Source organism: Tessaracoccus aquimaris (assembly GCF_001997345.1).
GTDB classification, from domain to species: Bacteria; Actinomycetota; Actinomycetes; order Propionibacteriales; family Propionibacteriaceae; genus Arachnia; species Arachnia aquimaris.
The window spans coordinates 2,605,172-2,617,609 of record NZ_CP019606.1; the positions used below are offsets into that span (position 1 = coordinate 2,605,172).

Here is a 12,438-nt window from a genome sequence, read left to right on the forward strand (position 1 = left end):
ACCGTTGAATCATCTGTCGATAGTCTAGGCAGGGGTTCACAGAAGGGTCAAGGGGTGTCCGACGCTGACAGTCCAACTGTGACCAACTTGTTATCCCCCGGAAGGGGTACCGCGACGCGCCTTGGGCGTCATCAGCAGGCATCGCGCAAACGCAGAAGAACACCACCCAACGGCGGCCGCATGGCGGGGCTCAACCGAGCCTTCCGCCATGGCGACCACTCGCCGTGGATGGTGTTCTTCAGAAATCGAGGGGCGCAGTCCCCTATTCGCCCGCGGTGCGGACCCCCACCGTCAGCAGCACGTTGGAGTACAGGCGCTGGTCGGCCGACTGGATCACGACAGACACGTCGCTCGACTTCGCCACGTCGTAGAAGTCGAAGCGCTGGATCTCGACGAACGGGGTGCCAGCCATGGTCTCGCGGTACTCGTCGTGCGCCGGGATCGAGTCGGGACGCTCGACGCCCTTGGCGTCGGAGGCCGGGACCATGATCGCGACCTGCTCGATCGGGATGGTCTGCTTCACGACGTCGAGGACCTGGCTGACGGTCAGCAGGCCGGGCGCCAGGTTGAGGTAGATCTTCTCGGCGGTCGGGTTGGTGCCGCTGACCGACGGGTAGTTGCCGTCGGCGATCAGGATCTTGCCGCCGTGGCCCGCGCGACCGAGCGCGCCGAGGAGTTCGGGGTGAAGCATGGGTCCGTAGAGCATGGTGGGTCCTTTCAGGTGGATTCTCGGATGATGAGGGTCGCGGGGACGAGCGAACTGACCGCGTCGCCGCCCTCGAGCATGCGGTTCAGCCCCTCGACGGCCAACTCGCCGACGCGTTCGAAGTCCTGCCGGACCGTCGTCAGCGGCGGGTACAGCGCGTCGGCGCCGGACATGTCGTCGAACCCGACGACGCGCACGTCGCCGGGGATGGCGACACCGCGGCGCTGCAGCTCGCTGAGGCAGCCCAGCGCCAACTGGTCGTTGGCGGCGAAGATGCCGTCGACGGAGGGGTCGAGCCGGGCGACCAAGGGGATGGCGGCCGACGCGTCCCACGACCCGGCGTCGAGCACCTCGGTCGGCAGGCCGGCAGCGGCGCACGTCTCCAGGTAGCCCTCGAGGCGCTGGTGCGCGTCGCTCCAGTCCTGCGGGCCCGCGAAGTGCACGATGCGGCGGCAGCCCCGCTCGATCAGGTGTCGAACGGCCTGCTCGGCGCCGTCCTTGTGGTCGACGGCGACGCCTGCGGCGGTCGGAGGGAGGTCGTGCAGTCGGCCGACGATCACCGTGGGCACCGTCGAGGCGATCTCGTGCACCCACGCGGGCGGGTCGAGGCGGCCGCCGAGGATGATGATCCCGTCGGCGCTCAGCGGCACCAGGTGGCGCGGGTCCGGGGTCTCGTCCAGGCCGAAAGGCACGACCGTGGTGGAGATGTGAAGGCTCAGCGCCGCCAGTTGCTGGCAGATCGCCACGAAGGTCGCGGCGTGGCCGTGGAACAGCGGCACTGCGTCGATGACGTGCACCGAGCCGGTCTTGTGGGCCGACAGCGACCGAGCGGCCAGGTTCGGCTGGTAGTTGAGGCGTTTGACGGCCTCCATCACGCGTTCCCGGGTGGGGCCGGCGACGACATCGACGCCGCGCACCACCCGCGAGACGGTCTGGATCGAGACCCCTGCCTCCTCGGCGATGTCGCGCAGGTTGGCGCGCTTGAGGCTCGGGCTCATCCGCGGGGCCTGTATTCGATCGTGTGGGCGGTCGCCCCGATGATGTCGTTGCGGCGCGCCGGGTCGAGCACGCCCATGATCTCCAGTTGGGCGATCGCCGAGCCGAGCGCGGACGCCTCGTTGGGGCCGGCGATCACGGGGATGCCGAGCGCGTCGGCGGTCAACTGGCACAGCAGCGCGTTGCGGGAGCCGCCTCCCATCAGGTTCAGTTGCGTGGCTGGCGCTCCCGTGAGCGCGGTGAGGTCGTTCATGCCGCGAACGTAGCGCGCCGCGAGGGATTCGAGCACCAGACGCACCACATCTCCCTCCCTGAGGGTGTCCACACCGACCCGGTCGGACACCGCGTCGAGCACCCGGTCGACCATCCCCTCCGGGAGCGCGAACTGCGGCTCATCCGGGTTGAAGATGACCCCGAGGGATGGGGCGGCAGCGGCCTGTTCGATCAGTTCGACGATGTCGTGGGTCTTGCCCTCCGCGCGCCACTGGCGCTGGCACTCCTGCAGGATCCACAGGCCGGTGATGTTGAACAGCGGCCGCAGCCCGGCGTCGCCGCGCGCCTCGTTGGTGAGGCCCAACTGGTAGGCCTCGCGGCTCAGCAGCGGCTCGTCGCGCAGCACGCCGAGCACCGACCAGGAGCCGCAACTGAGGAAGTAGGACTCCTGCGCGGTGTCGCGCTGCAGCGCGTGTACGGCGCATGCGGTGTCGTGGGAGCCGGCCCGGACGACGGTCAACTGACCGAGCCCGTCGACGACACACGGGCCGACGATGTCGTGCTCGGCGGTGACGTCGCCGAACCAGGATCGCGGGATCCCGAGCGCCTCGAACACCTCGTCGTTGAACTCGTGGGCGCCGGGCCGGGCGAGCGCGCCGGTCGACACGTGCGACCTGGACCAGCGCTTCTGGCCTGACAGCAGGAAGGTGAAGTAGTCGGGCAGGTGCAGCACCGTCGCGACGCGCCGGGCGGCGTCGGGCTCCTCCTGCAGAAAGGCGAACAACTGGTTCGCGGTGTTGATGGTCGCCGGGGCGATGCCGCTGGCGGCCCAGGTCTCCTCGTCGGAGATGCGCTTGCGGTAGGCGGCGAGGGTGCGCGTGGTGCGCTCGTCGCGGTAGGCGCGGCCGGGGGTGACGGGGTGGTCGTCGGCGTCGAGGGTGACGGAGTCGACGCCCCAGGTGTCGACCGAGACGCTGATCGCGTCGGGGAACCGGGCGACCGCCTCCCGCAGCCCGGCGACGACCTCGTCCCAGATGAAGTCGAGGTCCCAGGAGAGGTAGCCGTCGACGAAGCGGGCCTGGTGCGGGAAGCGCCTGACCTCCACCTCCTCGATCCGGTCCCCGCGCAGCGTGGCCGCCACGATCCGACCCGACGATGAGCCGAGGTCAACAGCCAGGGCCGTCACGGTGTCCACTTGGGTCTTCTCTCCTGTTGTCTTGCGGTGTCAGGGGTGTTCCCCCTCGGGCCGCAGCCCGAGGGGGACACGTGCTCAGGCGTAGAGCGGGCCGTAGGTGGCGCAGGCGCGGAAGTCCGCGCCCTCCAGGTCCTGCGTGCCGAACGCCGACCAGACCTTCGGGCGGAAGATCTGCTCGGTGGACACGTTGTGCATGTTGACCGGGATCCGGAGCATTGACGCGAGCGTGATCAGCTTGGCGCCGATGTGGCCGTAGGCGATCGCGCCGTGGTTGGCGCCCCACTGGTTCATGACCTCGTAGACGCTGGTGAATGCACCCTCGCCCGTCAGGTTGGGGACGAACCAGGTCGTCGGCCACGCGCGGTCGGTGCGGACCTCGATGGTCGTGGCGACCTCGTCGGGCAGTTCGACCGTGTAGCCCTCGGCGATCTGGATGACCGGGCCGAGCCCGTCCACCAGGTTGATGCGCGTCATGGTGACGGGCACCTCTCCCGCGGAGCGGAAGTGCGTCGAGAAGCCGCCGCCGCGGAAGTAGCCGACGTTGGCGGGGTGGAACTCGGTCGCCTCGAGCATCGCCGAGGTGTCATCGTCGGTGAGCTCCCACCAGTTCTTGATGACGTTCTCGCCGTCCTTGACGGCCGCGAAGGTGCCGTCGAGGGTGGTGGAGCCGGAGTTGCGCAGGTCGATGATGCCGCCCGCTGCGCGCCCCTCGAGCTTGTGCCCGGTGACCCGCTCGACGGAGTCGGCGCTCCAGTAGGTGCGCACGTCGGAGAAGAGCTGGGCCTGGTTGGTCAGCAGGTAGTTGAACAGCATCGAGGCACCGTTGAGGGCGTCGTTCTCGGTCGCCATGATGTAGGGCGCGCGGGTGCCGTTCCAGTCGAACTGCGTGTTGAGGACGGTCTCCATCACGTCGCCGTTCGGCATGCCGTCGGTCCACTGACGCTGACCCTGGAAGCCTGCGGCGATCGCGCCGTGGCCGAGGGCCTCCTCGCCGAAGCCGAGCTCTGCGAGACGCGGGTTGCCCACCATCAGGTCGCGGGCGATCAGCGTCATCTTCGTGCAGTACTCCCACCAGGCCTCATAGCTCTCGGGCATCTGCTGGTCGGCCTCGTTGAAGTCCTCGCCCTGCTTGAAGTTGGCGCGGATCCAGGCGTAGGCCTTGTCGTACTCCTCCGGGTCGAAGATGTTCTCGCGGACGCGGCGGTCGAACTCGGACATGTCGATGTACTCGTTGCGCATCCCGAGGTACTTGCTCCAGAACTCGTCCTTGACGACGGATCCGGCGATGCCCATGGACACGCCGCCCATGGCGAGATAGGACTGGCCGCGCAACTGGGCGACGGCGAGGCCTGCGGAGGCGTAGTCGAGCAGGCGGGCGCGGACGGCGTCCGGGATGGTCTCGTCGTCGGCGTCCTGGACGTCCTCGCCGTAGATGCCGAAGGCGGGGATGCCGAGCTGGGCGTGGCCGGCGAGCGCGGCGGCCAGGTAGACGGCGCCGGGACGCTCGGAGCCGTTGAAGCCCCAGATGGCGTGCGGCATGTTGCGGTCCATGTCGACGGTCTCGGTGCCGTAGCACCAGCACGGCGTGACCGACAGCGTCAGCCCGACGTTCTCCGTGCGGAACTTGGCGGCGGTCGCCTGCGCCTCCGCGACGCCTCCGATCGTGGAGTCGGCGATGACGACCTCGACGGGCGAGCCGTCGGGGTAGCGGAGCTCGGACTCGTAGAGTTCCTTGACCCGCTTAGCCATGTTCATCGTCTGGTCTTCGAGGCTCTCACGGACGCCCCGGCGTCGGCCGTCGATGATGGGACGGATGCCGATCTTGGGATGGTTGGTCACGAATCACACCTTCTTTGTGCGTGCTGTACGTCGTTTATTCACTGGTGTCCGGCTGGTGTGATGCCTGCGGTGCGCCGGGCGTCCATCGCAGGCAATGTTCCCTCAAAGATGTCGGTGATAAGAATGGGTGGACCCGTGAGGGTCCACCCATTCCAGCTACATCACTCGTAGAGGTTCGCGGCGATCTCCGGATCGTCGATGTTGTTCTTGTCGTACCAGGCGAAGCCCGAGTCGGTGACCTTCGGCAGCTCCTGGCCGTCGATGGCCTTGATGGCGCTGACGACGGTCTCGTAGCCCATCTTCACCGGGGCCTGCGTGATGGCGCCTGCCATCTGGCCGTTGCGGATCGCGTCGAGCTGGGTCTTGCCCGAGTCGAAGCCGACGACGGTGATGCCTTCCTTGCCCGACTCGATGGTCCCCTGGACGGCGCCGGTGGCGGCGGCCTCGTTAGAGCCGTAGACGCCGACGATGTCGGGGTTGGCCTGGATCATGGCCTTGGCGGTGTTGGCGGCGAGGCCGACCTCACCCGCGTACTGGGGTGCAAGCACCTTGATGTCGGGGGCGTTGGTCTTCATCCAGTCCTGGAAGCCCTCACAGCGCTGCTTGCCGGTCTGGGAGGTCTGGTCGTGGCAGACCAGGCCGACGGTGCCCTTGTTGCCGACGAGCTCGGCCATGTGCTTGGCGGCCTCCTGCGCGGCGGCGAAGTTGTCCGTCTGGACGGTCGTCAGCGGCAGGTCGGAGTCGACACCCGAGTCGAAGGCGATCATCGGGATCTTGGCGGCCTCGATCTGGCTCAGGACGTCGGCGGCGGCACCCGTGTCGAGCGCTGCGAAGCCGATGGCCGCGGGCTTGGAGTCGAGGGCGGTCTTCAGCTGGTCGAGCTGCTGGGTGACCTTGGTCTCGTCGTCCGGACCCACGAACTGGATCTTGTAGTTGTACTCCTTGCCTGCCTGCTCGGCGCCTTCCTTGACTGCCTGCCAGAAGCGGTGCTGGAAGCCCTTCGACACGAGGTAGATCGTCTGGGTGCCGTCACCCTTGGGGACGTCGCCGCCCTCGGTGGCGGGCGCGGAGGTCTCCGGGGTAGCAGCGGGGCTGCTGGCGGGAGCCTCAGACGGCTTGTCGGTCGTCGGCGCAGGCGAGGTCGCAGGGGTGGAGGTGGCGCATGCCGACAGTCCGAGCATGAGCACGGCCGAGGCAGCGATTGCTGAGCGCAGGATGCGCATGGGCGGGTTCCTTTCTTCGGTGGGAGTTCGTCCTCCCACACATGGGGTTATTCAGTTGTCTGTCTTCGGCGACGTCGCCTAGACGGCCGTGGCGCGCTTGCGCCGGAGGATGTCGACGAACACTGCGATCAGGACGACGATGCCGGTCACGACCAGCTGCCATTCCTGGGCGATGCCCATCATCTGGAGGCCCTTCTTGAGGGTCTCCATGATCAGTGCGCCGACGACGGTGCCGACGATGTTGGCGCGGCCTCCTGCCAGCGAGGTTCCGCCGATGACGACGGCGGCGATCACGTTGAGCTCGAAGCCGACGCCCTCAGCGGGCTGCACGAAGCCGAAGCGGCCCGAGTAGAGGATGGCGCCGAAGGCCACGAAGATGCCCGCGGTCACGTAGACAAGCGTCTTCCACAGCTTCACGTTGACGCCGGAGAGGCGGGTGGCCTCCTCGTTGGAGCCGATCGCCAGGGCGTAGCGGCCGAGCAGCGTCTTGTTGAGGAGCACCCAGGCGACCACGGCGAGGACCGCGAAGATCAGGATCGCGTTCGCGACGCCGGGGATGATCTGGCCGGAGGCGATGAACTTGTACTGCGGGTTGGCGATCGTGATCGACGAGGCGCCCGAGATGATCAGCGAGAGGCCGCGGGCGACCATCATCATGGCGAGGGTCGCGATGAACGGAGGCAACCCGAGCACGGAGATGTTGAGGCCGTTGAGCAGGCCCATGAAGGCGCCGAACGCGATGACGAGCGGGATGCCGAGGCCGGTGGGCAGGTTCAGCCAGTCGCCAGCCATGAAGATGCCCGCCATCACGGCCACAAGCGTCATGCCGGTGCCGGAGGACAGGTCGATGCCGCCGGTGGCGATCACGAAGGTCGCACCGAGCGCCATCACGCCGATGTAGGCGGACTGCTGGATGATGTCGAGCGCGATGTTCGGTTGGGCGAAGTTCGGCGCGAAGATCATGAAGAAGATGTAGATCGCGATCAGGGCCGCGAAGACGAAGACCTGCTGCAGGGAGGAGCGCAGGAAACCGCCCATGTTGATTCCGCCGGACTTGGTCGGCGTTTCAGGCTTCTCAGTGGTCGTGGTGCTCACGCTGCGGTTCCTTTCAACTGGGCCTTGCCGACGGTGGCGAGCTCCATGATGTTTTCCTGGGTGGCGTCCTCGTTGTTCAGGAAGCCGGTGATGTGGCCGTGCGCCATGACGGCGATGCGGTGCGACACGCGCAGCACCTCCGGGAGCTCGGACGAGATGACGACGATGGCCTTGCCCTGCTTGGAGAGCTGCTCGATGAGCCCGTAGATCTCCTCCTTGGCGCCGACGTCGATGCCGCGGGTCGGCTCGTCGAAAATCAGCACGTCGCAGTTGCGCACGAGCCACTTGGCGATGACGACCTTCTGCTGGTTGCCGCCCGAGAGCTTGCCGAGCAACTGGTTGACGCTTGGCGTCTTGACGCGGAGCTTCTCGGAGAACTCGGCGCCGACGGTGCGGATCTTGCCGTCTAGAACGAAGCCGCCGATGTTGAAGTCGCGCATGGCTGCCATCACGGTGTTGGCCTTGATGTCCTGGTCGAGCAGGATGCCGTACTGCTTGCGGTCCTCGGAGAGGTACCCGATGCCTGCGCGCACCGCGTCGGCGGCACCGCGGACGTTGATCTTGCGGCCGTGGACGTAGATGTCGCCGCTCTGGCGGGGGTCGGCCCCGAAGACGCACCGGGCGACCTCGGTGCGGCCGGCACCCATCAGGCCCGCGAAGCCGAGCACCTCGCCCTTGCGGACCTCAAAGTTGATGTCGCCGAGCAACTTCTTGGTGCTGAGGTTCTCAACGCGCAGCGCCACCTCGTCGCTCTCGACCTTGGTGCGCGGGCGCGCGTCGCCGGAGACCTCGCGGCCCACCATCATCGAGATGATTTCGCGCATCTCGACGTCCTTGGTGACGACGGTGCCGATGTAGCGGCCGTCGCGGAGCACCGAGACGCGGTCGGTGATCTCCTCGATCTCCGGCATCCGGTGCGAGATGTAGATCAGCCCCGTCTGAGGGGTGATGAAGTCACGGATCATGCCGAACAACGCGTCGGTCTCGGCGAGCGTCAGGGCGGCGGTCGGCTCGTCCATCACGAGGATGCGCGAGTCGTAGGACAGCGCGCGGGCGATCTCGACCATCTGCTGGCGGGCGACCGACAGGTCGCGGATGTAGGACCGGGGGTTGATGTTCATCCCGAGCCGGTCGAACAGGTCGCCCGCGTCCTTGTTCAGCTTCGCGTCGTTGACGAGCCCACCGCGGTGGCTGCCCTTGCGTCCCAGGTACAGGTTCTGCGCGACCGTCAGGTCGGGGACCATGTTGAGTTCCTGGTGGATGATGCTGAGGCCGAGCTCGCGGGCGTGGTTGACGTCCCTGACCTCAACCTGCTGACCCTGGAGCCAGATCTCGGCACCCTCGTCGGGCGTGTAGATGCCGGTGAGCACCTTCATCAGCGTCGACTTGCCTGCGCCGTTCTCACCGCACAGGCCAAGCACCTCGCCGGCGTTCAGGTCCAGGTTCACCTCCTGGAGCGCCTTCACGCCTGGGAACGTCTTACTGACGTTCCTCAGCTCAAGCAATTTCGTCACTCGTACTCCTTCGTACCCCTTGTCGATACCGACCGGCAGCGCCCGGTTGCGACGTCGATGTTAACGCTAGCACTAGCTGGTCGAAGCGTAAACTCCCGTTACCGAATCGTGATGACCGATACGTTCCAAAATCGGCTGATAAGCGGCTACGCAAAGGCGCCATCCGACTGTGCTGACCCCATCCATCTTCAGTTGAATACGCGTGTAGGTTTACGCCGGAAAGAATGAACGGAGGGCAGCGTTGACCAGGCAGAGAATGCTGGCCGAACTTGCCGTCATGGCTGCCGACTGCGCGTCTGGCGCGAAGGTGGCCTGGCTCGTCGGATCCGAGGGCGTCGGTAAGTCGACCCTTGCGCGGTTGGCGTGCGAGGCCTCGGGGTTGCAGGTGCATCGCCTCGACGTCTATCCGGAAGACCGCGAGCACCCGCTCGCCGCCGTCAACGAACTCGGCGCCACCTTCGGGATCACGCTCGGGACCGATCCGGCACAGGACCTGTTGCGGGCCATCGAGGCCGCGGGCCCGATGGCGCTCGTCATCGAGGACGCCCAGTGGATGGACGAGGCGTCCCAGTTGGCCGTGTGGCAGGTGGTGCGTCGTTTCCGGCGGCTGCCGGTGTGGCTCGTGGTGACGAGCACCGACATCGCGGGCCCGCTGCTCGACGGCCTCTCCCTGCTGCTGCGCTCCCCCGATCGCGGCCAGGTGGTGACGGTGACGCCGCTCAGGGCCCAGGAGAGCGCCGCCTTCCTGAAGGAAGAGCTCGGCGTCCCCGTCGACGGCGAGACGCTCGAGATGGTCCAGTCGGTGACGGGCGGGTATCCGTCGCTGCTGGTCTCCCTTGCCGACCAGGTCAGGCTCAGCGGCCAGGCCGCCAACCTGCGTAGGGCCGTGGGGGCTTTGGCGCAGCGCGGCGAGGGCAGCGGGCTGCTGCGTCAACACGTCACCTCCGTGCTCGAGAACGTCACCCCGGGTGGCCGAGGGGCGCTGCTCGCCCTGGCCCAAGGAGGAGAGCTCACCGCTGCCCAACTGTCCCAGGTGCTGAGACTTCGCGGTCTCCCCGACTCCGGCACCGACGAGTTGCTGGCCACCGGCCTTGCGGAGCGGGCGGGGGCGACCGGGCTGAGGCTGCGTCACCAGCCCGCGCGGCGGGCGATCGAGGAGCGGATGACCTGGAACGAGGCCCGCGACTCGCACGCCGCGCTCGCCACCCTGCTTACCGGGCTCGACGGGCTCGAGCACCGCGTCGCCGCGGCCGACGAGAGCACCTCGGGAGAGGTGCTGATCGAGGTTCTCGCGCAACTTGCCGACGCCTACGCGTCGAACGATCTCGGGCTCGCGTTCCGGCTCGCCATCCACGCGGCCGATCTCGAGCCGACGTTCATGATCGAGGCGATCCTCGCGGCGCTGCGCTCCGGGCGCATCTCACGGCTGATCGACATCGCTGACCGGGTGGACAACATGCCGCCGTCGGTCGGCAGGACCGCCGCCATGACCATCCTCGAGTTGTCCCACGAGAGTGTCGCCGCCGCCGTCGACCGCCTCATGGGGATCGACGCGGACGACGTGATCGACCCGCGTGAGCTCGTCATCCTCGCGCACGCCAGCATCCAGGTCGTCGTCGCATCCAGCCTGCACATGGCACCCGAGCTCAGCATGGCGCTGTCGCGCTTCGTCGACCCGGTGCACCGGAGGGGAGTCGACCTCGCTCCCGTGCAACCCGATCTCGCGATCGAGCTGCGGATCATCTCCGCCGGGCTCGAGGCGATCCTGATCGGCATGAACGACGCCATCGCCCCCGCACAGCGCATCGAGCCGCTCACCGACCTGGTGCAGCGCCTCGACCCCGTCTCGGGCATGCTGGTCGGGCCCATCGTCGGCTCCCTGATCGGGATCCTGCACTACGTCACGGGCGACCTCGCCCCTGCGAAGACGGAACTGGCCCGGATCACCGCCATGGACATCCCCCTGGTGCGGATGCAGTCCGAACTCGCGCTTGCCCACCTCGCGTTCCTCGACGGTGACTGGGACACGGCCCATGCGCTCGCAGACAAGCACCTGGCCGCCACACTCGACTCGCTCCAGGCCCCGCTGTGGCCGCAGTCGTTCGCGGTGGCCGCGCTGGTGCCTGCCGCCAGAGGCGAGGCGCACGTCGTGGCCGAGTACCTGGGCTGGCAAGACGCCTCGACCGAGTCGACCGTCGGCGGGGCCGCAGGCAAGTTGACGGAGGCCTGGGGCCTGGTCGCCACCGACACCGATCCCAAGCGGGTCGCCGAACTCCTCGACCGCGTCTGGGCGCGCGGCGACATCTCCTACGTCAGCGGCCACCCGACCGGGGCGCTTCGCGTCCGAGCCCACCTGCAGACGGGGAACCGGCCGGCCGCAGAGGCGGCCCTGGTCGCGCTCGAGAACGAACCGTACGAGGCGCAGGCGCACGCCTACGCGACCTCGCATGCTTCGGCCCTCCTGGCCGAGGACGCCGGGGAGACCGACGCGGCGACGGAAGCCTTCGCCACAGCGGCCCGCCATCTGAGGGCGCAGGCCCGCACCAATCCGGGCGCCGCCCTGCAGGTCTTCGGTGCCGTCCTTGCGGAAGACTGGGCACTGGCCGTCGTGCGCCTCGGGGCGGCGACACCGGCGCGGCTGGTCACCCTGTTGCGGGACTCCATCGCCATGCTGACGCGGGCGGGCGCCACACTCTGGCGCGACCGACTCGTCCGAGTCGAGCACCAACTCACGCCAGCCGCGCCGCCCGTCCCGTCCCGCTCAGGCCTCGACCTGCTCGGCACGCTGACCAGCCGCGAACGCGAGGTGGCCCTGCTGGTCGCCGATGGGCTCTCCAACCGCGAGATCGCGGGCCGGCTGTTCGTCACCGTGCGGACCGCGGAATATCACGTCCACAACGTCCTGACCAAGATCGGCATGACGTCGCGCGCGCAGTTGCAGCAGGCCCTCGGCGAGGCGGTCGCCTAGCCCGGGTTTCCGTCGAAGGTCACGACCACCGTGTCGTTGCCGACGGCCTGGTAGTCGGCGTCGCCACTGGAGGATGTGACGGTGTACACGATGGTGTACCGCAGCCCGTAGGAGGCGGGGTCGACCGCGTTGACGAGCACCGTCGCGCTGGCGCTCGACGGCCCCTTGATGTCCGGTGTCGCCGAGACCACAGGCTGGGTCACGACGTCCGAGGGAACCGCGACCCATCCGTCGAGCGAGAGCCGCTCGACCTGCACGTTGACCGATGCCAGCGTCAGGTCGCCCCGCCCGTCGGCCGACACGTTGAGCGTCAACGGCTTGACGGTCCCGGGCGTCCAGTCGGCCTTGCCGCGATCGGACCAGTAGTCGGCCGTCACGACCATCGCGCCTGCCTTGAACTGGTGCTCGGCGCTGCCAGTCGCCAGGTCGTCGACCACCATCGGCGGGACCTTCGGGGTCGGCGTCGGCTCGGGGACGGGCTCGCTCGCGGGCATCGACTGCCCCGGGGTCGGGGAGGCGGGCGACGCCGGGACCGGCGACGCGGGCGAGTGGGGCGAGGGCACCGGGCTCGGCGCCGCCTCACCCATCCATGGTGGGGTGCCACACCCCGCCAGAACCACTGTCGACACCATGCAAGCCACCATCAGTCCCCTACGCCCGTGAATCATTTTCCGCCTCTACTCGGCTCC

9 protein-coding genes are annotated in these 12,438 nt (G+C 68.1%); 1 reads left to right on the forward strand and 8 read right to left on the reverse strand.

The genetic code is table 11. The features are described 5' to 3' along the window. Positions 1-262 precede the first annotated feature (262 nt). The 7 genes from BW730_RS12120 to BW730_RS12150 all read right to left on the reverse strand — a co-directional run bounded on the left by BW730_RS12120 (position 263) and on the right by BW730_RS12150 (position 8,781). A complete protein-coding gene (locus BW730_RS12120) occupies positions 263-706 on the reverse strand; it encodes an RbsD/FucU family protein (protein ID WP_077686467.1) in 444 nt (147 codons plus the stop codon). A gap of 11 nt (positions 707-717) precedes the next feature. Further along, positions 718-1,704, reverse strand: a complete 987-nt coding sequence (locus tag BW730_RS12125; RefSeq protein WP_077686468.1) for a LacI family DNA-binding transcriptional regulator — start codon at positions 1,702-1,704, stop codon at positions 718-720. Beyond that, the gene (locus BW730_RS12130; protein WP_193432341.1) at positions 1,701-3,110 is read right to left on the reverse strand and encodes a rhamnulokinase; all 1,410 of its coding nucleotides are present in this window, start codon (positions 3,108-3,110) and stop codon (positions 1,701-1,703) included. Before BW730_RS12130 ends, BW730_RS12125 begins: the two co-directional genes overlap by 4 nt. Positions 3,111-3,185: 75 nt before the next feature. Next, positions 3,186-4,949, reverse strand: a complete 1,764-nt coding sequence (locus BW730_RS12135) for an L-fucose isomerase (RefSeq protein WP_077686469.1) — start codon at positions 4,947-4,949, stop codon at positions 3,186-3,188. 161 nt (positions 4,950-5,110) lie between these two features. Beyond that, the gene (locus BW730_RS12140) at positions 5,111-6,172 is read right to left on the reverse strand and encodes an ABC transporter substrate-binding protein (RefSeq protein ID WP_077686470.1); all 1,062 of its coding nucleotides are present in this window, start codon (positions 6,170-6,172) and stop codon (positions 5,111-5,113) included. A 78-nt stretch (positions 6,173-6,250) separates the two neighbouring features. Then, positions 6,251-7,267, reverse strand: a complete 1,017-nt coding sequence (locus BW730_RS12145) for an ABC transporter permease (RefSeq protein WP_226996770.1) — start codon at positions 7,265-7,267, stop codon at positions 6,251-6,253. Next, the gene (locus tag BW730_RS12150; RefSeq protein ID WP_077686471.1) at positions 7,264-8,781 is read right to left on the reverse strand and encodes a sugar ABC transporter ATP-binding protein; all 1,518 of its coding nucleotides are present in this window, start codon (positions 8,779-8,781) and stop codon (positions 7,264-7,266) included. The genes BW730_RS12145 and BW730_RS12150 overlap by 4 nt, the downstream gene beginning before the upstream one ends. 241 nt (positions 8,782-9,022) lie before the next feature. Here BW730_RS12150 and BW730_RS12155 point away from each other — a divergent pair, with 241 nt between their 5' ends. Then, positions 9,023-11,749 carry a helix-turn-helix transcriptional regulator gene (locus BW730_RS12155; RefSeq protein WP_145952840.1) on the forward strand — a complete coding sequence of 909 codons (2,727 nt, stop codon included), beginning with the start codon at positions 9,023-9,025 and terminating at the stop codon, positions 11,747-11,749. On the opposite strand, the gene BW730_RS12160 is transcribed toward BW730_RS12155, so the two are convergent. Further along, positions 11,746-12,336, reverse strand: a complete 591-nt coding sequence (locus BW730_RS12160) for a hypothetical protein (RefSeq protein ID WP_145952841.1) — start codon at positions 12,334-12,336, stop codon at positions 11,746-11,748. The genes BW730_RS12155 and BW730_RS12160 overlap by 4 nt on opposite strands. Positions 12,337-12,438 lie beyond the last annotated feature (102 nt).

Coding starts and splice junctions, on each gene's coding strand:
- BW730_RS12120 (WP_077686467.1), bottom strand. CDS start 706: ATGCTCTACGGACCCATGCTTCACCCCGAACTCCTCGGCGCGCTCGGT.
- BW730_RS12125 (WP_077686468.1), bottom strand. CDS start 1,704: ATGAGCCCGAGCCTCAAGCGCGCCAACCTGCGCGACATCGCCGAGGAG.
- BW730_RS12140 (WP_077686470.1), bottom strand. CDS start 6,172: ATGCGCATCCTGCGCTCAGCAATCGCTGCCTCGGCCGTGCTCATGCTC.
- BW730_RS12160 (WP_145952841.1), bottom strand. CDS start 12,336: ATGGGTGAGGCGGCGCCGAGCCCGGTGCCCTCGCCCCACTCGCCCGCG.